Origin of the sequence: Flavobacterium sp. MMS24-S5 (assembly GCF_050320125.1) — a bacterium.
In the GTDB taxonomy this organism is placed as follows: domain Bacteria; phylum Bacteroidota; class Bacteroidia; order Flavobacteriales; family Flavobacteriaceae; genus Flavobacterium; species Flavobacterium tyrosinilyticum.
This window is the reverse complement of sequence record NZ_CP190016.1, coordinates 2,198,846-2,221,734: the sequence shown is the minus strand read 5'-3', so window position 1 is coordinate 2,221,734 and position 22,889 is coordinate 2,198,846. Positions and strand designations below refer to the sequence as shown.

General features: G+C 33.4%; 26 protein-coding genes and 2 pseudogenes. 21 read left to right on the top strand and 7 right to left on the bottom strand.

Annotation, left to right across the window (positions count from 1 at the left end; translation table 11 throughout):
- Positions 1–4 precede the first annotated feature (4 nt).
- The 3 genes from ACPWTF_RS10290 to ACPWTF_RS10280 form a co-directional block, all read right to left on the bottom strand.
- Positions 5–196 carry a hypothetical protein gene (locus ACPWTF_RS10290; protein ID WP_427875360.1) on the bottom strand — a complete coding sequence of 64 codons (192 nt, stop codon included), beginning with the start codon at positions 194–196 and terminating at the stop codon, positions 5–7.
- Positions 197–338: 142 nt separating this feature from the next.
- Positions 339–1,598 carry an aspartate kinase gene (locus ACPWTF_RS10285; protein ID WP_427875359.1) on the bottom strand — a complete coding sequence of 420 codons (1,260 nt, stop codon included), beginning with the start codon at positions 1,596–1,598 and terminating at the stop codon, positions 339–341.
- 153 nt (positions 1,599–1,751) lie between these two features.
- Positions 1,752–2,240 carry a GNAT family N-acetyltransferase gene (locus tag ACPWTF_RS10280; RefSeq protein ID WP_250835009.1) on the bottom strand — a complete coding sequence of 163 codons (489 nt, stop codon included), beginning with the start codon at positions 2,238–2,240 and terminating at the stop codon, positions 1,752–1,754.
- A 171-nt stretch (positions 2,241–2,411) separates the two neighbouring features.
- Here ACPWTF_RS10280 and fbp point away from each other — a divergent pair, with 171 nt between their 5' ends.
- Together fbp and ACPWTF_RS10270 are read left to right on the top strand one after the other, a co-directional pair.
- Complete coding sequence (gene fbp, locus ACPWTF_RS10275; RefSeq protein WP_427875358.1) at positions 2,412–3,416, top strand: class 1 fructose-bisphosphatase; 1,005 nt, start codon at positions 2,412–2,414, stop codon at positions 3,414–3,416.
- A gap of 231 nt (positions 3,417–3,647) precedes the next feature.
- On the top strand, positions 3,648–4,061 hold the full coding sequence (locus ACPWTF_RS10270) for a hypothetical protein (RefSeq protein WP_427875357.1): 414 nt from the start codon (positions 3,648–3,650) through the stop codon (positions 4,059–4,061).
- Between the two features lie 114 nt (positions 4,062–4,175).
- Here ACPWTF_RS10270 and ACPWTF_RS10265 read toward each other — a convergent pair whose 3' ends face one another.
- Positions 4,176–4,607, bottom strand: a complete 432-nt coding sequence (locus ACPWTF_RS10265; protein ID WP_095928262.1) for a TerB family tellurite resistance protein — start codon at positions 4,605–4,607, stop codon at positions 4,176–4,178.
- 168 nt (positions 4,608–4,775) lie between these two features.
- Here ACPWTF_RS10265 and ACPWTF_RS10260 point away from each other — a divergent pair, with 168 nt between their 5' ends.
- The 5 genes and pseudogenes from ACPWTF_RS10260 (at position 4,776) to ACPWTF_RS10240 (ending at position 8,082) form a co-directional block, all read left to right on the top strand.
- On the top strand, positions 4,776–5,369 hold the full coding sequence (locus ACPWTF_RS10260; protein WP_095928261.1) for a HupE/UreJ family protein: 594 nt from the start codon (positions 4,776–4,778) through the stop codon (positions 5,367–5,369).
- A gap of 5 nt (positions 5,370–5,374) precedes the next feature.
- On the top strand, positions 5,375–5,806 hold the full coding sequence (locus ACPWTF_RS10255) for a deoxycytidylate deaminase (protein ID WP_095928260.1): 432 nt from the start codon (positions 5,375–5,377) through the stop codon (positions 5,804–5,806).
- A pseudogene (locus ACPWTF_RS10250) lies at positions 5,806–7,384 on the top strand (S41 family peptidase). The gene ACPWTF_RS10255 and the pseudogene ACPWTF_RS10250 overlap by 1 nt, the downstream one beginning before the upstream one ends.
- A gap of 16 nt (positions 7,385–7,400) precedes the next feature.
- Entirely contained in the window at positions 7,401–7,766 is a 366-nt protein-coding gene (locus ACPWTF_RS10245; RefSeq protein WP_095928258.1) for a nuclear transport factor 2 family protein, read from the top strand.
- Positions 7,767–7,857: 91 nt separating this feature from the next.
- A complete protein-coding gene (locus tag ACPWTF_RS10240) occupies positions 7,858–8,082 on the top strand; it encodes a hypothetical protein (RefSeq protein ID WP_427875356.1) in 225 nt (74 codons plus the stop codon).
- Between the two features lie 264 nt (positions 8,083–8,346).
- On the opposite strand, the gene ACPWTF_RS10235 is transcribed toward ACPWTF_RS10240, so the two are convergent.
- From ACPWTF_RS10235 to ACPWTF_RS10225, 3 genes are all read right to left on the bottom strand, one after another.
- Positions 8,347–8,952, bottom strand: coding sequence for an FAD-dependent oxidoreductase (locus tag ACPWTF_RS10235; RefSeq protein ID WP_427875751.1), 606 nt, complete (start codon positions 8,950–8,952; stop codon positions 8,347–8,349).
- 1 nt (position 8,953) lies between these two features.
- Entirely contained in the window at positions 8,954–9,157 is a 204-nt protein-coding gene (locus ACPWTF_RS10230) for a hypothetical protein (RefSeq protein ID WP_095928256.1), read from the bottom strand.
- Between the two features lie 107 nt (positions 9,158–9,264).
- Positions 9,265–9,843, bottom strand: a complete 579-nt coding sequence (locus ACPWTF_RS10225) for a MarC family protein (protein ID WP_008465051.1) — start codon at positions 9,841–9,843, stop codon at positions 9,265–9,267.
- Between the two features lie 306 nt (positions 9,844–10,149).
- Between ACPWTF_RS10225 and ACPWTF_RS10220 the strand changes: the two genes are divergently transcribed.
- The 14 genes and pseudogenes from ACPWTF_RS10220 (at position 10,150) to ACPWTF_RS10155 (ending at position 22,712) form a co-directional block, all read left to right on the top strand.
- On the top strand, positions 10,150–10,719 hold the full coding sequence (locus ACPWTF_RS10220) for a DUF3109 family protein (protein WP_427875355.1): 570 nt from the start codon (positions 10,150–10,152) through the stop codon (positions 10,717–10,719).
- Positions 10,720–11,055: 336 nt separating this feature from the next.
- A complete protein-coding gene (locus tag ACPWTF_RS10215) occupies positions 11,056–12,033 on the top strand; it encodes a ribonucleotide-diphosphate reductase subunit beta (RefSeq protein WP_248728436.1) in 978 nt (325 codons plus the stop codon).
- Positions 12,034–12,297: 264 nt separating this feature from the next.
- A pseudogene (locus ACPWTF_RS10210) lies at positions 12,298–14,690 on the top strand (ribonucleoside-diphosphate reductase subunit alpha).
- A 119-nt stretch (positions 14,691–14,809) separates the two neighbouring features.
- Positions 14,810–15,070 carry a histidine kinase gene (locus ACPWTF_RS10205; protein WP_427875354.1) on the top strand — a complete coding sequence of 87 codons (261 nt, stop codon included), beginning with the start codon at positions 14,810–14,812 and terminating at the stop codon, positions 15,068–15,070.
- 66 nt (positions 15,071–15,136) lie between these two features.
- Positions 15,137–15,484: a type II toxin-antitoxin system RelE/ParE family toxin gene (locus ACPWTF_RS10200; protein ID WP_427875353.1), complete on the top strand. Its 348-nt coding sequence runs from the start codon at positions 15,137–15,139 to the stop codon at positions 15,482–15,484.
- Positions 15,468–15,773, top strand: coding sequence for a helix-turn-helix domain-containing protein (locus ACPWTF_RS10195; RefSeq protein ID WP_427875352.1), 306 nt, complete (start codon positions 15,468–15,470; stop codon positions 15,771–15,773). The genes ACPWTF_RS10200 and ACPWTF_RS10195 overlap by 17 nt, the downstream gene beginning before the upstream one ends.
- A gap of 10 nt (positions 15,774–15,783) precedes the next feature.
- Positions 15,784–16,056, top strand: coding sequence for a hypothetical protein (locus tag ACPWTF_RS10190; protein WP_427875351.1), 273 nt, complete (start codon positions 15,784–15,786; stop codon positions 16,054–16,056).
- 196 nt (positions 16,057–16,252) lie between these two features.
- A complete protein-coding gene (locus tag ACPWTF_RS10185) occupies positions 16,253–17,650 on the top strand; it encodes a DUF1800 domain-containing protein (protein ID WP_427875350.1) in 1,398 nt (465 codons plus the stop codon).
- A 12-nt stretch (positions 17,651–17,662) separates the two neighbouring features.
- Entirely contained in the window at positions 17,663–18,829 is a 1,167-nt protein-coding gene (locus ACPWTF_RS10180) for a DUF1501 domain-containing protein (RefSeq protein ID WP_427875349.1), read from the top strand.
- A gap of 323 nt (positions 18,830–19,152) precedes the next feature.
- The gene (locus ACPWTF_RS10175) at positions 19,153–19,488 is read left to right on the top strand and encodes an IS110 family transposase (protein WP_427875348.1); all 336 of its coding nucleotides are present in this window, start codon (positions 19,153–19,155) and stop codon (positions 19,486–19,488) included.
- Entirely contained in the window at positions 19,439–19,822 is a 384-nt protein-coding gene (locus ACPWTF_RS10170) for a hypothetical protein (protein WP_427875347.1), read from the top strand. The genes ACPWTF_RS10175 and ACPWTF_RS10170 overlap by 50 nt, the downstream gene beginning before the upstream one ends.
- Positions 19,753–20,127, top strand: coding sequence for a transposase (locus ACPWTF_RS10165; protein ID WP_427875750.1), 375 nt, complete (start codon positions 19,753–19,755; stop codon positions 20,125–20,127). The genes ACPWTF_RS10170 and ACPWTF_RS10165 overlap by 70 nt, the downstream gene beginning before the upstream one ends.
- A 450-nt stretch (positions 20,128–20,577) precedes the next feature.
- Positions 20,578–21,405 (top strand): prephenate dehydratase, encoded by an 828-nt coding sequence (locus tag ACPWTF_RS10160; RefSeq protein WP_250835020.1) that lies wholly within the window; start codon positions 20,578–20,580, stop codon positions 21,403–21,405.
- A 161-nt stretch (positions 21,406–21,566) separates the two neighbouring features.
- The gene (locus ACPWTF_RS10155) at positions 21,567–22,712 is read left to right on the top strand and encodes a pyridoxal phosphate-dependent aminotransferase (RefSeq protein ID WP_427875346.1); all 1,146 of its coding nucleotides are present in this window, start codon (positions 21,567–21,569) and stop codon (positions 22,710–22,712) included.
- The last annotated feature ends 177 nt before the right edge of the window (positions 22,713–22,889 follow it).

The window sequence follows — 22,889 nt, the reverse complement described above, 5'->3', positions numbered from 1 at the left end:
ATAATTAATTTTTTCTTCTTTTCAGTTGTGTATAGGTAATGAGGATTGCAACTGTAGAAAGAAAAGGAGCAATCACTAATCTAAAATCGGAGTATGAAATATCTTTAATGTCTTTTGTAAGCAACGGACTTAAAGATATACTGATGTATAATAAACCAAGGATAATGAAAACGAATAAAAAGCTCTTTTTGCTCATTTTAAGTTCTTTAGAAAGAAAGTAAATATAATCAAAAACAAGTTAAGTGAAGAAAATTCTTTCGAAATAAAAAAGGCTTCACTTAATTGTGAAGCCTTTTCAATAATTTTTGAATTAAATAATTACCTTTTATAAAGCAATATTAGATTAATTCTTTCGTCACAATCTGCATGGTTTCGCGGCTAACTTGTTTCAATAAAACTTCTTTGTTAGCTTCAACAGTCTGAGCAGCTTCTTCTGTAAAGTGACGAATGGTATATAAGGTTACATTTTCGCTGTATTCTACTTTGAATTTTTTAGAAAGAATCGAATTCAATTCTGGGAAATTTCCAAATTTATCTTCCACGCAAACAGAGAAACTAATCGCAGAGTTTTGAATTAAGTTTACTTTGATTTTGAATTCGTGGAATAAACCGAAAATCTCACTGATGTTTTCCTCCATAATAAAAGAGAAATCAATTGATGAAAGCGAAATTAAAAGCTGTTCTCTTTTTACGATAAAACATGGATATTGCGGTTCCAAGTCAACTCCTTTAGAAACACAAGTTCCTTTTAATAACGGATTGATAAATGATTTTACGTATAATGGAATTTCTTTTTTCTGTAACGGCTGTAATGTTTTTGGGTGAATAACCGTTGCTCCGTAAAATGCTAATTCGATAGCTTCACGATATGAAATCTGGTTCAATAAACTTGCATTTTTAAAATAACGCGGATCGGCATTCATAACTCCTGGAACGTCTTTCCAGATCGTTACACTTTCAGCATTTAGGCAGTAAGCAAAAATTCCGGCAGTATAATCAGAACCTTCACGGCCAAGAGTGGTAGTGAAGTTGTTTTCGTCGGCACCTAAGAATCCTTGTGTAATATTTAATTGTTTTCTAGGTACATTTTTGCTGATGTTTTGTTGCGTTGTTTCCCAATCAACCTCTGCATCTCTGTAGTTTGCATTGGTTTTGATGAAATTGCGAACGTCAAGCCATTGCGTCTGAATTCCCATGAAATTCATAAAATGACTTAAAATATTAGTCGAAATCAACTCACCAAAACTAACAACCTGATCGTAAACAAAGTTGTAATTTGGAGATTTATTATGTGCTAAGAAATATTCTAGTTCAGCAAACTGAGCATTTACAGCTGCAAAAACGGCATGATTTTCATCTTCAAACAGATCCAATAAGATCTGATTGTGGTATTTTTTGATTTCCTGAACAGAAGAATTCAATTCTGTCGATTTTTCAAAGTAATTCTTGATTACTACTTCAAGAGCATTTGTTGTTTTTCCCATAGCCGAAACTACAAGAATTACGTCTTCGTAACCTACTTTTTGTAAAACGTCGTATACGTTTTTAATTCCATCTGCATCTTTTACCGATGCTCCTCCAAATTTAAATACTCTCATTTTTTAATTAATAGATTTTTAGATTTTTTTTCCGCCACGAATTCACGAATTATTTTTTCTAATTCTTTACGAATGAAAATTCGTGAATTCGTGGCGAATTGCCAAAGACTTTAAAATCTTTTTAATCCTTATAATCTGTGGCAAACTATTTTTTTATAATTTTTCTAAGAACGAATTAACGCCTGCTTCATCCATTTGAACTACTTGCCAGTCTTCTAGAATTCTGGCGCCAGAATTTTTGTAAAAATTAACTGCAGGTGTGTTCCATGCCAAAACATTCCACTCAACTCTTCTCACATTATCTTTTTTTCCTTGCTTCATGATTTCAGCATAAAGAGCAGAACCTAAACCTGTCCCACGCATCTTTTCTTTTACAATCAAATCTTCAAGATGAATCGTCTTTCCTTTCCAGGTAGAATAGCGATAATAATACAATGCAATTCCAACAATTTCTTTCTGTTTTTCTTCGTTTTCGATTTCTGCTACAAAAACGTGAAATAATGGCTTTTCACCAAAACCATCACGTATTAAATCTTCCTCAGTAATGACAACCGCATCAGGCTCTTTTTCGAATATAGCCAGCTCCTGAATAAGCTCTAACACCGATTTCATGTCTTCAGGATTTCCTTTTCTAATATTCATATATTCCTATTTTTAACTATTTAATATCTAAAAAAGCTTCATTTTATTGGTCGCTTTTTGCAGATTATTAGCAAATATACAATAGTAACAAACTAACAAAATAATTTTTAAATCATTCTCACAAAATAGACGATATTTGTGACTTAAAAATAAAACTATAACGATTTAGAAATGGAAGAACGCAATAAAACACTGGGAGAGTTTATTATTGAGAACCAAAAAGCATTTCAGTATTCGTCGGGAGAACTCTCGCGAATTATCAACTCTATTCGATTGGCGGCAAAAGTGGTCAATCATAAAGTAAACCAAGCGGGTTTAGTAGATATTGTGGGCGCGGCAGGCGAACAGAATATCCAAGGCGAAGACCAGCAAAAATTAGATGTCTATGCAAACGAAGTATTTATCCAGACGTTAATAAACCGTGAGATTGTCTGTGGTATTGCTTCTGAAGAAAACGACGATTTTATTACAGTTCAGGGGAGCGACAACTGTCATAATAATAAGTACGTGATCTTAATGGATCCGCTCGACGGATCTTCAAACATTGATGTGAATGTTTCTGTGGGAACTATTTTTTCTGTTTTCAGAAGAATTACTCCAATAGGAACCCCGGTAACTAGCGAGGATTTTTTACAGCCGGGAATCAATCAAGTTGCAGCAGGCTACGTAATTTATGGAACTTCAACAATGCTGGTTTATACAACTGGACATGGGGTGAATGGTTTTACACTAAATCCTGCGATAGGTACATTTTACCTTTCGCACCCAAACATGAAATTTCCAAAAAATGGAAATATTTATTCGGTAAACGAGGGGAATTATGTTCATTTTCCGCAGGGGGTAAAAAATTACATTAAATACTGCCAGCGAGAAGAGGGAGACAGGCCGTACACTTCAAGATACATTGGAAGTTTGGTAGCCGATTTTCACCGAAATATGATTAAAGGTGGAGTTTATATCTATCCAACAAGTTCAAAAGCTCCAAAAGGAAAATTACGTTTACTGTACGAATGTAATCCGATGGCGTTTTTAGCAGAACAAGCAGGAGGAAAAGCAACAGATGGTTTTGGAAGAATCATGGAAATCCAGCCAACCGAACTGCATCAAAGAGTTCCTTTTTTCTGCGGAAGCTATAATATGGTAGAAAAAGCAGAGGAATTTATGGCGGCTGAGTGAGTGATCAGTTTTTAGTGTTCAGTCACAGTCGCAGTTTTCAGTCTGGATTATAAATAGTAAGCCTGACAGGTTTTAAAAACCTGTCGGGTTTTATTTTTAAGATAATTAAAAAAAGACGCAACCATTTTTAGTTTTGTCAATCTTTAAAAAGAACCAAATGTTTATGAGAAATTATGGATTAATTTTTTGTAAGCGCCTTAAAACTAATCAAAAACCAAAAAGTGAATTATTATGAAGAAAAAACTATTGATGATTCTGTTCGGAATATTTTCAGTTTTGTTTGTTGCCTGTAGTAGTGACGAGATTAAGGATCCTCCAATTGGACGATCTGAGGATGATATTAAGCTTTCCAAGAAAGAAGCTTCTTTTACGGCAGAGGCCAATACAGTTACGATTACTACAGAATATAAAGGATGGTGGGTAAATGGCTTTGCATTAGACAAAGTAAGAATTGATAAAGGAAATGTAAATTTGTCTTCTGAAAATTTTATCTTTAAAAATGATGTTTTTGAGGTGGAAAAGAAAAACGGAAACACTTTGATTATTACGATGAGTAAAAATACAACGGGTACAGAAAGGATTCTTAATATAGGATTACAGTCAGGAAACTATTTTGATAATATAAATGTCACCCAATCAAAATAAAAGACTTAAAAAAACAAACCCGACAGTTTTTAAAAACTTGTCGGGTTTATAATTTAATGCGAGTTTTAGTTTCTTTTTTCGGCATCAAAATAAACTGTAAACTGAAACTGAAAACTATTTATGCATGTGCTGCATTTCATAGATAAAAGTATCTGCATCCACTTTTTTGTCAACCAATGACAATGCTTTTGCAATAATGTAATCTACGTTGCTTGGTGTGAATCCTAGTGCAACACTTATTTTTTTCAATAATACTTCTTGTTTATCTTCAAGATGATGATCAACATGAACCATTCTTGTTAAATCATATAAACGCTCTAAACGTTGAACATATGAATAAGGTGGATTGATAGGATATTTTAATGGATCGCTAAGAATTTCTTCGTATTCCGATTCTGTAATTTCTAAACGAGAAGCAAGTTTGTCCAAAAAGGCTTTTTCCTCTGGATATACAACTCCATCTGCTAATGCTACACGTACGATAGCAGAAAAGTGTCCTTTGTTTCTTTGCTTGAATTCGCTATCAAATAATTCTGAAAATGACATAATTATTAAGTTTTTATATCACAAATATAAATTTTATTTTACATTAACGATTTTAAATTTCTCATAAAATTTAACTTATTTTTATTGCAGGAATTGGAAACTTGAATCTTTAATTTTGAAAATTAATCGTAAGTTTACAACCCCTAATTATTTAATTACAATATACCTATGTCACAATTTTGGATTTATTTTCAAATAGGATTAAAACACGTTTTAGATATCAATGCTTACGATCACGTTCTTTTTTTAATCGCCTTAACCGTTCCGTATCTTTTTAAAGACTGGAAAAAGATTTTTCTTCTGGTTTCTATTTTTACAATTGGTCATACTTTGGCTCTAGTGCTTTCTGTTTACGGTATCATTGCCATAAAAGTAGATGTTGTAGAATTCCTGATTCCGATTACAATTCTCGTAACCGCTCTTTATCATTTGTTTACGGCCGGAAAGACCTCAAAAAATGATGGCGTAAATTTGGTATTTTTCATAACTTTATTCTTTGGAATTATTCACGGACTAGGTTTTTCTAATTATTTCAAAACAATTTTAGGCGGTTCTGCAACCTCAAAATTGTTACCTTTGGGAGAGTTTGCCTTAGGGATAGAAGCTGCTCAATTAGTAGTGGTTTTTGTTGTTCTGGTAATTTCATATATAGTGCAGACGGTTTTTCGTTTTTCAAAACGCGACTGGGCGCTTGTAATGTCGGCTTTCATTATTGGAGTTGTAATTCCGATGATTATTGAAAGTCCAATTTGGAACAGATAAATTAAATGGAAGTAAAAAAGCTGAATAAATACGATAAAGCATATCTGCGAATTGCAAAAGAGTGGAGCCTGCTTTCTTACTGTAAACGTAAACAAGTTGGTGCAATTATCGTAAAAGACAGAATGATCATTTCTGATGGCTACAACGGAACGCCGTCTGGATTTGAAAATTGTTGTGAAGACGAAGACGGATTAACACGCTGGGATGTTTTACACGCCGAAGCAAATGCGATCCTGAAAGTAGCCAGATCAACGCAGTCTTGCGAAGGTGCAACATTGTATATTACGCTTTCGCCTTGCAAGGAATGCAGTAAATTAATACATCAATCTGGAATAAAAAGAGTGGTGTATAAAGATGGATATCGTGATGATTCTGGAATTCAATTTTTAATAAAAGCAGGCATAGAAGTAGAGCATATTCCTGTTTTAGAAGAGTAATGAAATTTAACTCAAAATATTTACCCATAGTAATAGGAGCTACTTTTGCTCTTGGAACAATTGCCGGAAGCGTCATGAATGCTCCCGCAAGCGACCAGCTTTTGGCTAAAAATTACTCTAAAACCAAATTGAATAAACTTATTGATTTTATTAATACAGAATATGTTGATAGTGTCAATACCGATTCGATTGTAAATCTTACGGTCGATAATATTCTTTCCAAACTAGATCCGCATTCGGTTTATATTCCGCCAAGCGAACAAGCTGAGGTTGCGGAAAGCATGAAAGGTGATTTTGTCGGAATCGGAATCAATTTTTATATGTATAAAGATTCGGTTGCGATTATAAAACCAGTTGAAAATCTGACCTTCGGCAAAAGCGGGAATAAAATCTGGCGATCGTATTTTATTTGCTGGAAAAACGAAATTATACGGTAGAAAACTGCCTTCAGATAGTTTGTTTTCTAAATTAAAAGGGCTTCAGGGTTCAGAAATTGAGCTGACTGTTTTTAGAAAATCAGAACAAAAGAAACTCAAGTTTAAAGTAAAAAGAGATATTATTCCAATTAAAAGCGTAGACGCGTCTTTGCTAATTGGCAACAATGTAGGTTATATCAAAATTAACCGTTTTGCAGAAACTACTTTTAATGAATTCAAAACGGGTTTAACAAGATTAAAACAAAAAGGAATCCAGTCGCTTGTAATTGATCTTCGTGATAATGGCGGTGGTTATATGGAAGAAGCAATTGCTATTGCCGATGAATTTTTAAAAGATAAACAGCTGATCGTTTTCACAAAAAGCAAAAATGGCTCTACAGAGAAAACATACGCTACAAAAGCAGGAAGTTTTGAAACTGGAAAGGTTTATGTTCTAATTAATGAGAATAGTGCTTCTGCGAGCGAAATTTTAGCAGGTTCTATTCAAGATAATGATCGCGGTACTATCGTTGGTCGCCGTTCTTTCGGAAAAGGGTTAGTTCAAAGAGAAATGGATTTTAACGACGGATCTGCCGTTAGATTGACCGTAGCGCGTTATTATACGCCAACAGGAAGATCAATTCAGAAACCATATAAAAAAGGAAACGAAGAATATTTTAAAGAATCAGAATCTAGAATTGCTACTGGAGAATTTTATGCAAAAGACAGCATAAAAGTGGCAGATTCTTTAAAATTCAAAACTCCAAAGGGTAAAATAGTTTACGGCGGTGGCGGAATTGTTCCAGATGTTTTTGTGCCCTTAGAAGCAGAGCACGGGAATGAAAATGTTGCTTATTTGCTGCAAACAGGAATTGTGGGGCATTTTGTTTTTGAAGAATTAGATAAAAACAGAAATGCTTTTGCAGGGGATAGTTTTGCTGAATTTTTAGCTAAAATGAAAAGCTCAGACCTATATTTCAAAAAATTCAAGAATTATATCTTGATGACGGGTCTGGATTTAAAAATGGATAAAACAAAAGCACTTGTCAATCGTTATATTACGGCTGAATTTGCCCGACAGCTTTATGGAGAATTGTACTATTATGATGTAATCTTAAAAGAAGACGCCATGATAAAAACAATTCTGACTTCGAAGAAATAACTTCAATCTTTATATCATGAAAATAGAAACCGTTGTTAATGCAGAAATCGAACTTCTAACTGCCATTAAAAAATCGGATGTTTTGGCTTTGGATACCATCCTTCATGATGATTTATTATTCAACATGCCAGACGGACAAACCATCACTAAAGATTTTGATTTGCAGACATACCGTTCTGGGAAGATTAAAATTGATTCTTTGGAGGGTTCTGATCAAATCGTTAATATAATTGGAGATTCGGCGGTAGTTACTGTTACAGTCGCTTTAAATGGGACTTATGATAACACCCCGATTAATGGCGTTTTCAAATACATAAGAGTTTGGAAAAAAATAGGAAAAAATCTAAAAGTTATTGCAGGAAGCTGCGTTCAGCTGGCATAAAGTTTGAAGCTGGAGAAATAATATTAACTTAAAACATAATTAGGCAATCTGAGTATAAATAAGAGCTTAATTTGCGGTAAAATTAAATTATATGAAAAATCTAAAAAGAATAAGTTTATTAGTGATTTTAATGACTTTTGTAATCTCTTGTAAAACAATGAAAAACGATCCCAATACTGCAGTTTCTGGAAAAGTAGATTCTATTGAGGCAGGAAAAGACGGGTACACAGCAAAAATTACTACAGACGCCAAAGAAGTTTATTTTGCAACAATTAGTATCGTAAATGTTGGCAGTCGCAAAACTACAAACAATTAAAAATTGGAGATGTTGTGTCTGTAAAAGGAGAAAAATGGAAAAGCGAAGACGAAAATCATATTAAAGTAACAGAAATCGTTTCGGTTAAATAAATCAACAAAATAATTAAACCATTAAGAGATTAAGTTTATTAAGCTTTATGGCTTGTTTTCTTAATCTCTTAATGGTTTTTTGTTTGGAGCTTTTTCTTAATGAAACTTGATGAAGTTTGCATCCGAATAAAACTTAATTTTTCTTAATCTCTTAATGGTAAAAACAAAAAAATTATCGAATACTATCGTGAGCGTGAGTTTGCACGCCATTATTCCATAAAGTAAGAATATCTGTTGCTACTGCAGCGCCGCTTCCGGCAGCAATTGCCAATTGACTTCTCCAACCCGCTAAAGTTCCGATTACATAAATGCCGTCAGCAACTTTGTGGTCTTCGTTTTTAAGCTGAATACGCTGTTTTTCTGGTAGTGCTTTTTTATGTGGTTCAATGTATTGCATTAAACCTTCAATGTCGAAAGTATTGGCAGAACCAATTCCGACTACGATATTTTTTGTTTGGTATGAATTCTTGTTGGTTACAACAGTAAATTCAGGATAGCTGCCCTCGATTTTTATTACTTTTTCATTTGGAATCTGAGTAATGTGTGGGTAAGTTGTGGCTAGATCCTGTGTGCTTTCAGTTAAAAGTTCAGAACCTAATTTTCCTGGTGTAATTCCGTAAGCGTTATAAAATATTGCTTCTTGTAAAGAAGAATTTTTCTGGTGGGTAAAAATTCCGATTTTTTTATCAGTAACAAAAGTTTTGTTTTTTGCGGACCCTAAGACAAGAGCACATGACATTCCTGATACTCCTCCTCCGATAATTAAAACATCAAACATATTATCTGTTGTCATTCATTTTTTCTTCAATTCTTTTTGAAATTCTAAAAATCAAAAGAATCAAAACAGCGCAAAATGAAGCGGCGATTCCAATAAAAGCTACCATACTATCTCCTTGAAAAGGGTTCTGAAAGTCTAATAGCGTAATATTAAAAACAATTAAAGCTAGTGCCAAAAGCACTAAGATTGAAGTGAAAATTTTCATAAGGTTGTTTTGTTTTTGCCTAAAATAATAAAGTAGAACTTTAATGGGGAAAATGTCTTAAAGTTGTATTTTAGAAATTTTACGGGGTAAATTTATAAAAATAAAATTTAGACAAACAAACCTTTAACATTAGCAGCGAATAATTTAACAGCAATCGCCAAAAGTATTACTCCAAATGTCTTGCGAACTACTCCAAGTCCGTTTTCTCCCAATAGATTTTCGATTTTTTTAGAAGATTTCAAAACGATGTAAACTAAGATAATATTTAGAACAATCGCGATGATGATATTAATGGTATGAAATTGAGATCGAAGCGATAATAAAGTTGTCATTGTTCCTGCTCCAGCAATTAGCGGGAAAGCCAAAGGAACGATAGAGGCAGATCCTGGTTCTTCGTCTCGGTAGATTCTGATTCCTAAAATCATTTCTAGCGCCAAAAAGAATAAAACGAAAGATCCGGCAACGGCAAACGAGTGAACGTCAATACCAATTAAATTTAGTAAACCTTCTCCAACAAAAAGAAAAACAATCATAATAGCTCCTGCAACAATAGAAGCTTTTTCAGATTCGATGTGTCCAACCTTAGCTCTTAAATTCACAATAATCGGAATTGAACCAACAATATCAATTACGGCAAAAAGCACCATACTAACGGTAATGATTTCTTTAAAATCGATTTCTAACATATCGCTTTGATTTTTAGGGTTTAAAAAACTGCTGCAAAAGTAGTTAATAAAGTTAGGTGTTTTTTCGTTACTATGTATTTTTGTTATAAAAACATGTTTTATTGGTTAAGAAAGTGATATTTGTAACAATTAATAATTTAACCGCAAAGATTCGCAAAGAATTACGCAAAGTTCGCAGGGCTAAAAATTAATAATACTTTGCGAACTTTGCGTAATTCCCTGCGCACTTTGCGGTTAAATATTTACAGTGTTTTATCTGTTTTCTTTGACTATCTTTGCATTTTAAAATTTACAGTATTTAATATCATGTTTCAGTTAGGTAAAACTATTATTTCAGAAGACATTCTGGAAAAAGAATTTGTGTGCAACTTGTCTGCTTGTAAAGGAGCTTGTTGTGTTGATGGAGATGCGGGCGCGCCTTTAAATGAGGCTGAAACTAAAATCTTAGAAGAAATTTATCCAAAAGTAAAGCCTTTTTTAAGAAAAGAAGGAATCGAAGCAATCGAAGCTCAGGGTACCTGGGTAAAAGGAACCGATGGAGATCTCGAAACTCCACTTATCGATAATAAAGATTGTGCTTACGTAATTTTTGACGGAAAAACAGCTCTTTGCGGAATCGAGCAAGCTTATAATCAAGGAGTAGTTGATTGGAAAAAACCAGTTTCTTGTCATTTATATCCAATTCGTGTAAAAGACTTCACAGAATTTGCTGCGGTCAATTATGATAAATGGGATATTTGCGATGATGCTTGTTCGTTAGGTGCAGCATTAGAAGTTCCGGTTTACAAATTTGTAAAAGAAGCGCTCATTAGACGCTTTGGCGAAGATTGGTATTTGGAGCTGGAAAAAGTAGCCGAAGAACTTAAAAATTCGTAAAAATCTGCAGTCAAAATTATAGTCTTTTTGACTACATCTTTTGACTCAAAAAAATAAAGTTTTGACTCAAAAAAAACTTTTTAAAACTATTTAAAATTTCTTGCTTTTTATTCGAAAAAGTCTATATTTTACGGGGCTTTTGAAGTGTGAAATAGCTTTTAAATCATTCATTTGCAGTAAATTAATTATTGTCTGAAAAGTTTTTCAAATTTTAGGCTTTGTTAAAAACTACGTCCGATTGTGAATAAGTTTGGCTTTTATTTTTGCCGTTAATTGACAATCTTTGTAGTGCACTGAATGTGTAAAAATTCAATAAAAAAATTAACAGAATCTGTCATGTCACAAATCGAACCAATATTACAAGAAAATAAAAATCGTTTCGTTATTTTTCCGATTAAACATCATGATATTTGGGAGTGGTATAAAAAGATGGAAGCAAGTTTTTGGACTGCAGAAGAAATCGATTTGCACCAAGATTTGACAGACTGGAATAATAAATTGAATGACGACGAAAGATATTTTATTAAACATATCTTAGCATTCTTTGCTGCTTCTGACGGAATCGTAAACGAAAACTTGGCTGAGAACTTTGTAAACGAAGTTCAATATGCTGAAGCGAAGTTTTTCTATGGTTTCCAAATTATGATGGAAAACATTCATAGTGAAACGTATTCTTTATTGATTGACACTTATGTGAAAGACGAAGCAGAAAAAGCAGAATTATTTAATGCTTTGGAAGTATTCCCAGCAATTGGTAAAAAAGCAGAATGGGCTTTAAAATGGATCGAGTCTGATTCATTTGCAGAAAGACTTATTGCTTTTGCTGCTGTTGAAGGAATCTTTTTCTCAGGAGCCTTCTGTTCTATTTATTGGTTGAAAAAACGTGGTTTAATGCCAGGTTTAACTTTCTCTAATGAGTTGATTTCTCGTGACGAAGGCGTACATTGTGATTTTGCAGTTCACCTGCATAATCATCACTTGGTAAACAAAGTGCCAAAAGAAAGAATTAAAGAAATTATTGTCGATGCCTTAGATATCGAAAGACAGTTTGTTACAGAATCTCTTCCGGTAAGTTTAATTGGTATGAATGCTGGTTTAATGACACAGTATTTAGAGTTTGTTGCCGATAGACTTTTGGTTGAATTAGGATGCGAGCGTGTTTACGGATCAGCGAATCCATTTGATTTCATGGACATGATTTCTCTTCAAGGAAAAACTAATTTCTTTGAAAAACGTGTTGCAGAGTATCAAAAGTCAGGTGTTATGAACAATGACAGTGATGCTCAAAAAATTTCATTCGATGCAGATTTTTAGACAACAAAAAATACTTTTAGCGTCTATCTTCTAGAGACGCTAAAAAAAAGATTACAGGAATATTTTAAAGGTTGAATCTCTTTCCCCAAGTCGCAGATTCAATAGCAATTTTTGACGCATTTAAATTCGAATTTCGAATTTGAAATGAGTAACTATTGAGAATTTGGTAATTCTCCAAAATTAATTTAAAAACACGCAATGTTTAAGTACTAGGGCTCGTTCTCTAGGTACTTTCATTTTTTCAATAACTAAAAAGGTAAGCTTATGTATGTAGTAAAAAGAGATGGCCACAGAGAGCCCGTAATGTTTGATAAGATTACAGAAAGAATCAAAAAATTGTGTTACGGCTTAAATGAGCTTGTAGATCCAGTTAAGGTAGCGATGAGAGTTATCGAAGGATTGTATGATGGGGTTTCGACTTCTGAGTTGGATAATCTTGCAGCAGAAACGGCGGCTTCTATGACAATTGCGCATCCAGATTATGCTCAATTGGCAGCTCGTATAGCTATTTCTAATCTACATTCAAATACTAAAAAATCTTTCTCTGAAACGATGAAAGATATGTATAACTATGTGAATCCAAGAAATGGACAAGATGCTCCATTAATTGCTGACGATGTGTACAAAGTGATTCAAGAAAATGCTCTCTTTTAGATTCTCATATTATTTATACAAGAGATTTTAATTACGACTACTTTGGTTTTAAAACTTTAGAGCGTTCTTATCTTCTTAAAATAAACGGAAAAATCGTGGAGCGTCCGCAGCACATGTTAATGCGTGTTTCTGTTGGTATTCACTTAGACGATTTAAAATCGGTTATTGAAACTTACGATTTAATGTCTAAAAAGTTCTTTACGCATGCAACGCCAACGTTGTTTAATGCAGGAACTCCAAAACCTCAAATGTCTTCTTGTTTTCTTTTGGCAATGCAGGATGATAGTATTGATGGTATTTACGATACATTAAAACAAACAGCAAAAATCTCGCAATCTGCGGGAGGAATCGGACTTTCTATTCATAACGTTCGTGCAACTGGATCTTACATTCGTGGTACAAACGGAACTTCAAACGGAATTGTTCCGATGTTGAGAGTTTTCAACGATACTGCTCGTTATGTAGATCAAGGTGGCGGAAAACGTAAAGGAAGTTTTGCGATTTATATCGAAACTTGGCATGCTGATATTTTCGATTTCTTGGATTTGAAGAAAAATACGGGAAAAGAAGAAATGCGTGCAAGAGATTTATTCTTCGCGATGTGGACTTCAGATTTATTCATGAAACGTGTTCAGGAAGATTCAACTTGGACTTTAATGTGTCCAAACGAATGTCCAGGATTATATGATGTTTACGGAGATGAATTCGAAGCATTATATACCGACTACGAATTTAGAGGAAAAGGAAGAAAAACAATCCGTGCTCGTGAGTTATGGGAGAAAATCCTAGAATCTCAAATCGAGACTGGAACACCTTATATGTTGTACAAAGATGCAGCAAACCGTAAATCGAACCACAAGAATTTAGGAACTATCCGTTCTTCTAACTTGTGTACAGAGATTATGGAGTTTACATCTAAAGACGAAATCGCAGTTTGTAACTTAGCTTCTATCTCATTACCAATGTTCATCGAAAATGGACAATTTGATCACCAAGCACTTTACAATGTTACAAAACGTGTAACTCGTAACTTGAACAAAGTAATCGACAGAAACTATTACCCAGTTCAAGAAGCTGAAAACTCTAACATGCGTCACCGCCCTGTTGGTCTAGGTGTTCAAGGGTTAGCAGATGCTTTCATTATGTTACGTATGCCGTTTACAAGTGATGAAGCTAAAAAATTAAACCAAGAGATTTTCGAAACTTTATACTTCGCTGCTGTAACTGCTTCTATGGAAATGGCAAAAGAAGAAGGACCATATTCAACTTTTGAAGGTTCTCCAATGTCACAAGGAGAATTCCAATACAATATGTGGGGAATGAAAGATGAAGAATTATCAGGCCGTTGGGACTGGGCTTCATTAAGAAAAGAAGTGGTTGAACACGGAGTTCGTAACTCATTGTTAGTGGCGCCAATGCCAACTGCATCAACTTCACAAATTCTAGGAAACAACGAAGCTTTTGAACCTTACACATCAAACATTTACACACGTCGTGTATTGTCTGGAGAGTTCATCGTGGTTAACAAACATTTACTAGAAGATTTGGTAAAACTTGGTTTGTGGAACGAAGATTTGAAACAAGAAATTATGCGTCATAACGGATCTGTTCAAAACATTGATAGAATTCCGCAAGACTTAAAAGATCTTTATAAAACAGTTTGGGAAATGTCGATGAAAGATATTATCGATATGTCACGCCAAAGAGGATATTTTATTGACCAGTCTCAATCTTTGAACTTGTTCATGCAGGATGCAAACTATTCTAAATTGACGTCAATGCACTTCTACGCTTGGCAGTCTGGTTTAAAAACAGGAATGTATTACTTAAGAACAAAAGCGGCTGTAGATGCGATTAAATTCACATTAAACAACGATAAAAAAGAAGAAACGGCTCCATCTTTAGTTGCAGAAACTGAAGCAATCAGTGTTGAGGATTATAAAGCAATGCTTTTAAAGGCACAAGCTGCAGATCCTGAAGATTGTGAGATGTGTGGGTCTTAATTGATTTTAGATTGTAGATCTGAGATTTTAGATTTTTAAAATATGAAAAGCAGTTATTATAATGATAGCTGCTTTTTTATTTTATATTTGTTTTTTTAATAGTAAAAATAATACAAATAATGAAATTACAAATTGAAAATTACAATAGAATTGCAAAACAATTAAAAGATGAATATTCAAAACTATCAGATTTTGAAATTTTATCATTAGCGATTCAAATACAGAGAAATCAAATTTTAGAAAATGGATTAGTAGTTAGTTCATCAGATAAACATCCAAGTGCGTTAGAAGCAATAGCTATTGCATTAGGTTATGAAGGAAGTAATTCAGTAACTATTACTGATGCTTTGCGAAATATTTCAAATAGAGAGGAGGTTTAACTGTTTCAAATGTTTTTTGAATTTATAAGTTGCACTTCGGTACAACTTTAATATATTTGTATATTTATGAATAATAATGAAAAGATTAGGTCTGTTTTTTTCTTTAAAGATTATTTTAAAAAGTTTTTTGATAATCAAGAGGAAAAAGTTAAAGCAAAAATAATCTGGATAATAAGAGTGATTGAATATGTTGAAAAAATCCCATCAGCATACTTAAAACATATTGAAAATACAGATGGACTTTTTGAAATTCGAATCCAGGTAGGAAGTAATATATTTAGGGTGTTTTGTTTTTTTGATGAAGGAAGCTTAGTTGTTCTGGCTAATGGATTCCAAAAGAAAACTCAGAAAACACCAAAGAAAGAAATTAAAAAAGCGTTGAAAATTAAGAAAGAATATGAAAGCGAAAAATAAAAATTTGGTTAGCTTAGAAGATTTTGTAGAACAACATTATGGAAAAACTGGAACACCAAAACGTGACGAACTAGAAGCGGGTTATGAAATTTTTAAAATTGGGGTGTTGCTTCAAGAAGCGAGACTTCAAAAAGGAATGACTCAAGAAGAACTTGCTGTAAAAGCAGGAACAACAAAATCATATATTTCTAAGATTGAGAATAATATAAAAGAAGTTAAATTTTCGACACTGCAGAAAATTGTAGAACTTGGATTAGGAGGTCATTTAGAGCTATCAATTAAATTATAATTTGAAATAAATGGATTTGCTAGAAAGAATATTTCATTATAAAAAAGAGTTTTACAGTCTTGCTTTGGAATATTTTCATAATATAAATTCCCAAGAACATGAAAATATTGACTATGATGAAATTATTCCAAAATCTATTTCACTTTTAGTTGATTACGATTTTATTCCGACTCCTTGTATTGAAATCAAATTAAAACTTTATAAAGATGAAAAAAAGAATGGGAATTATTTTCTTTATGTTAATGATAACAAAGAATTCATAGATGAATTTTTAATAATATAACCCGTGGTTTCAACCACGGGCTAAGTTTGATTATGATTGCCGAATATAATTAAACAATATCCCCAAAAATTCCCCGTTCTAATTATTACCAAAGACTTTTCAAAACTCAGCACCTTAGAATCTCAGCGACTTAGCATCTTTAAAAGAATTAAACCTTTAAAAGAAACTCAAGTCTTATTGTAATAATTTCTGAACAATGAAAAAAAGCAGTCTTTGGTCCTTACGATTAGGTTTTTCAGGAAAACAAACTTCAAAAATTGAAAAACTCGGCTTAGAAAAATTTTTAAAGCAATCTTATAATTCAAAATTTGATACAACACTTCCAGGCTTTCTGCAAGATCAGCCTAAAACGACTTTAGAGTTGAAGCAAATTCGGGAAATAATTAAAACTTCAGATCCCGAAACCAAAAAAGAAATTCAGAAAAAAGAAAATCAAGCAACTGCCGAATTTAAAAGATGGTGGATTGCGAAAATGCGTAATGACGAATTCCCGCTTCGCGAAAACATGGTTTGTTTCTGGCACAATCACTTTGTTTCGACTTCTCAAAAAGTAAAAATCAATTACTGGATTTATCAGCATAATATGATTTTGCGCGAAAATGCCTTTGGTAATTTTAAAGAATTAACCAAGCAGATTCTAAAATCGAATGCAATGGTTAGGTATTTAGATAATGGCGATAACAAAAAAGGGAAAGTAAACGAAAACCTAAGCCGTGAATTACTGGAACTATTCACAATCGGAATTGGAAATTATACCGAAGACGACATTAAAAACGGTTCAAAAGCTTTGGCAGGTTTAAATGTTGGCGATGAAGGTGCAGTTTATAGAAAAAATATAGAAGATAACAGCGATAAAATCTATTTCGGAAAAACCGGAAACTGGAAAGCAGACGATTTAGTTGATATTATTTTCGAACAAAAAAACATTCCGTATCTCATTACCCGAAAAATTTTGAAATGGTTTGTGTATGATAATCCACCAGAAGAGTTGGTAGTTTATTATGGTGATTATTTCCGAAAGCAAAAGTTCGAAATCGAATCTTTGTTGACTAAAATTTTTACGGAAGAATTTAAAAAAGAGAATTCAGGAAATAAGATCAAAAACCCGCTGGTTTATATTTTACAGCTTTGCGACGAATTGCAAATGGAGAATGTTAACGACACTGCAATTATGGCATTTATAAAACAGCAAGGAATGGATTTGTACAATCAAGTAAATGTAAAAGGCTGGGATGGCGGGAATTCTTGGCTGACTTCGCAGATTTATCTTCAAAGAAATAATACAGCCGATTTATTATGCAGTGGAAAAAGCCTAAACCGAAGAGTTTTAAAAACAATGGTAAATGGAGTTGAAAAAGAAAAGTCAGAATACGAAAAAACTGCTGTAAAAGTCGCTTTTGATTCTGGTGGAAATAATAAAACGATTATTTCTGAATTGTCAGATCGATTATTATTTGCCGTTAATGATTCGGAACAAAAGGATATGGAGAATCTGCTGAAATACGATTTTGATCCCAAAGACCCGCACGCCGATTTTGCTGTGGTACGACTTTTTAATTACATCACAAAACTTCCAGAATATCAATTAATCTAAAAAGCAGTAATCATGAACAGAAGAAATTTTCTAACACTGACCGGAACTTTTACAGGTGGACTGCTTGTACTTCCTGATTTTTTACACGCTTTTGGTTCTCAAAACAATTTGATTGTGGGAGAACAATGCATTGTTTTTGTTCAGTTAAATGGTGGAAACGATGGTTTAAATACTTTCATTCCGTACGATGATCCGTTGTATTACGATTTACGAACTAAAATTGCTTTAAACAAAGATTTGGTTGTCGGAAAGAATAAAGGAATGGCATTTCATCCTTCATTAAAAGATTTTGCTCAAATGCAGCAAAATGGAGATTTGGCAGTAATTCAGAATGTGGGTTATCCAGAACCCATTCGTTCGCATTTTAGAAGTCAGGAAATTTGGCAGACGGCTACTGATTCTAATAAATATATAAATGAAGGTTGGCTCGGAAGGTTTTTAGATCTGCAATGCAACGGCCATCAGGCAACGGCGGGAATAAATTTAGATTCAATTGATAATCTGGCTTTAAAAGGAGTCGAGCCGAATTTTATAACGGTAAAAGATCCAGATCGATTTAAGGTAAAATCCAAAGAAGAGAATGTGACATTGTCTAAAAATCCTCATTTGGATTTTGTTCGAAAAATTGCCAATTCGGTTACGGAAGGTTCAGATGAAATCCAGAAAGCTTTAGTGAAGTCTAAAACGGAAATCAGTTATCCGAAAACAGAATTATCTAAAAATCTCGAATGGATTGCGAGATTGATAAAAGGAAATCTTAATTCAAAGGTATATTATACATCGTTGAACGGATTTGATACACACGATAATCAGCTCTCCATTCACGAAAGAAAATTGACAGATTTAAATGATTCCTTATATAGTTTTTATTCCGATTTAAAACAATCTCAATTATTGCAGAATGTCACAATAGTAGTTTTTTCCGAATTTGGAAGGAGAGTAAAAGACAACGGAAATGGAACCGATCACGGAACTGCAGCGCCAATGTTTATCATCGGAGGAAATAATAAAGGAACGATTTTAGGAAAAAATCCAAATTTAGCAGACTTAGATAATGGTGATTTAAAATATGAGATAGATTTCAGAAGTGTCTATGCCTCTTTATTAAAAGAAAAAATGAACTTCGATTATTCAAAAATTGGAATTTTGAATAAACCAGTTTCGGGGTTGTTTGGATAACCGCAATCTTGTCATTTCGAGGAACGAGAAATCTTCGCGAGTAACTCTACAATCAAAATCGCCAATCTTTGTCGAGCCGCTTGCGAAGATTTCTCGTTCCTCCTTTAGATTTGTTTTTTGAAATTTTAAGTAGATTTATGATTGAGAAAGGAAGCAAAAGTAAACTGTTCGTTCCTCCGAGCTTGTGACTCATATTTCGATTAAGACTTTAGCTTCCTTTTCATCAAAGACTCAGATAGAAATTTGGGCTAGTGACCCGTTATTAAGGAGTTGAGCTTATGATGAATTTCTCAAATCATTTGTTGAATCGTAAAAGCAAAGTTATGAAAAACATTATTATCGGCATTGATATCAGCAGCAAGACTTTAGATATTTGTGTTAAAGAGGAATCAGTAAATTATTTTTCTATTGAGAATAAGATTCAGGCAATAAAGCATTTTTTCAAAAAATATTCAGGTGAAAATGTAATGATCGCTATGGAAAATACTGGCAGATACAATTGGAATCTGTTTGAAGCACTTGAAAAATTCAACTTTAAGGTTTATGTAATATCTGCTTTGCATATCAAGAAAAGCATAGGTCTTGTCAGAGGCAAAAATGATAAAATTGATGCGTTGCGAATTTGTAGTTTTATTGAAAAAAAATTATCAGGAAAATAGGGAATGGAAACCAAGTTCCTGCTCCATTAAAAAGATAAAAATATTATTAACCGAAAGAGCTTTAAGAATAAAAATCAAAAAACAGCTTATGGTTCAGCAGCATGACTACAAATTAATGAAAGGCATTGCAATGGATGAAGAATTGAAAAGCTTAAACATCAAACTTATTAAAAGCATTGATGCACAGATTAAGATTATTGAAAATGATATTGAAAAAGTAATACATAATGACCAAAGTTTAAGCCAGCAACAGAAACTGATAAGATCTGTTCCTGGAGTGGCCAAGTTCTATCATGGACATTATTATCAAAAACAGAAGGTTTTACAGTTATAACTGATCCAAGAAAAATGGCATGCTACAGCGGAGTCGTGCCTTTTGATTTTCAATCTGGAACATCATTAAAAAGAAGACCCGGAGTATCAATGCTTGCAGATAAAAACCTAAAAACCATTCTGCATTTGGCAGCAATGAGTGCAATTAGATTCGATAATGATCTGAGAAGATATTACATTAGAAAAGTTGATGAAGGAAAAAACAAAATGAGTGTTTTAAATGCTGTGAGAAACAAAATAATCCATAGAGTTTTTGCAGTAATAAAAAACCAAACCTTTTATGAAAAAGATTTGGTTTTATCATAGAAATCGAAATGACAAAACTGACGGATAAATATTGACTATTGAATTAAATAACCACAAAGATTTGTACTAATTCGTGAATTCGTGGCGAAAAAAACTAAGGATCTTAGCATCTCAGAATCTTAAAACCTTCAAAAAAGCTATTGTATATATCTCATTTTAAGCCCATATTTTTATATTATCATACAAAACCTGCTAAATTTGTTAAGAAATCCTTTTTTGTTTCATAAAATGCAATCTTTTTTTTGGTGCACTAAAAATAATTTATACATTCGCAGAGAATTTAAAACAAAACACAAACAAAATGGCAAGTAACCGTTTTTATTTTAGCAACTCTTTTTATTTCTTCTTTAGTAGAAGTGAGGATTGTGCTATGGTTATTTGAGATCAAATTTTAAGACAAATAAAACTAATATACAATCCTGATGCAAATCAGGATTTTTTTTTGACTATATGACAACGAAAATTGCAATACAAGGTATTAAAGGATCATTTCATCATCAGGTTGTAAAAGAGTATTTCTCTGAAAATGTGGATATTGATGAATGTCTGTCTTTTGAAGAATTGATCGATAGCCTTATTGCCGGAAAATCTGATCAGGCTGTAATGGCGATCGAAAATTCAATTGCGGGGCCAATTATCCCGAATTATGCATTGATTGACAAGAATAATTTACACATAATCGGAGAGCATTATTTAAACATTCAGCAGAATTTAATGGCTTTAAAAGGTCAGAAAATTGAAGATATTAGAGAAGTTCATTCGCACCCAATGGCACTTTTGCAGTGTATGGATTTCCTGAAACAATATCCAAATATCAAATTGGTTGAGGATAAAGATACAGCTGAAACAGCAAGAAGAATTCAAGAAAAACAATTGACTGGTATTGCAGCAATTGCAAGCGTAACAGCTTCTGAAATGTATGATTTGGATATTATTGCGTCATCGATTCAAACGATCAAAAACAATATGACCCGTTTCGTAATCATCAAAAAACAAAATTCATTTTTGCCAGAAAGCGAAATCAACAGAGCCTCTGTAAAATTTGAATTAGATCATAAAAGAGGAAGTTTAGCGGCGGTTTTAAATGTAATGAGTGACTGCAAACTGAATTTGACAAAAATCCAGTCGCTTCCAAAAATTGAAACACCTTGGAAATATTCATTCTTCGTAGATGTGACATTCGAGAAATACGAAGATTTTGCAAAAGCCAAAGCCTTATTAAACATAATGGCAGAGTATTTTAAAGTACTGGGAGAATATAAGAATACGAGACCATAAGAAGTTAAAAGTTATAGGTTAAAAGTTAAAAGTTTTGTCAGGCTGAGCGAAGTCGAAGCCCGCTCCAATTGGAAAGCCCTTCGACTTCGCTCAGGGTGACAAATCAAAAAAGAAAAAGCATATAGCGTTAAGCTTAAAGCATATAGCAAAAATTAAAAACAATGATTACAACAGCAAAACGATTAGACACAGTTGAAGAATACTACTTCTCATCAAAATTAAGAGAAGTTCGTCAGTTGATGTCTGAAGGAAAATCGATCATCAATATGGGAATTGGAAGCCCTGATTTGAGTCCGTCAAAAGCAGTAATTGAAGCAGTCGCTGCAGCAATTCAAGACGAAAACGGGCATGGCTATCAAAGCTATCAGGGATTACCAGAAATGAGACAGGCGATGGCAGATTTTTATCGTGATCAGTTTGGTGTTGAAGTGAATCCGAATAATGAGATTTTACCTCTTATGGGTTCGAAAGAAGGAATTATGCACATTTCGTTAGCATTTTTAAATGAAGGCGATCACGTCTTAATTCCGAATCCAGGTTATCCAACTTATACTTCGGTAACCAATTTGGTAGAAGCAGTTCCAGTTTATTATGATTTGAAAGAAGAAAATGCTTGGGAACCAGATTTTGAAGCTCTTGAAAAATTAGATCTTTCGAAAGTAAAAATTATGTGGCTAGGTTATCCGCATATGCCAACAGGGGCGAGAGGAAGTTTAGCGTTATTTGAAAAATTGGTTGCTTTTGCTAAAAAACACAATATATTATTGATCAATGACAATCCGTATAGTTTTGTTTTGAATGATAATCCGATGAGTTTATTGCAGGTTGAAGGAGCTAAAGAAGTGGCTTTAGAATTGAATTCACTTAGTAAAACATTCAACATGGCAGGCTGGAGAGTCGGGATGGTTTTAGGAAATCCTGAAATTATCGATGCAGTTCTAAAAGTAAAAAGCAACATGGACAGCGGAATGTTCTACGGAATTCAAAAAGGTGCAATCGCCGCTTTAAAATGTGATAAATCCTGGTTCGAAGATCAAAACAAAATTTACAGACGCCGTAGAGAATTGACGGAGAAACTAGCAGAAAAATTAAACTGCAAAGTGTATAAAGAAGGAGTTGGTCTTTTTGTCTGGGCGAAATTACCAGAAGGAATCGAATCAGCAGAAAAGTTCATTGACGAAATATTATATGAGAAACATATCTTCATTACGCCGGGAACCATTTTTGGAAGCAACGGCGAAGGTTATATCAGATTCTCATTGTGTGTAAAAGAAGAAAAAGTACAAGAAGCGATAGATCGATTTTAGTATTAAGATTATAGAACCAAGAGCCAAGATTTTATCTACATTGTCAGGCTGAGCGAAGTCGAAGCCCCGTTCCAATTGGAGCGCCCTTCGACTTCGCTCAGGGAGACAAAAAAAATAAAAAGGTCTTGAAAAAACGAGAAGCCTTAGCCCTGATAGAAGTGAAAATCCTTTTGCGCC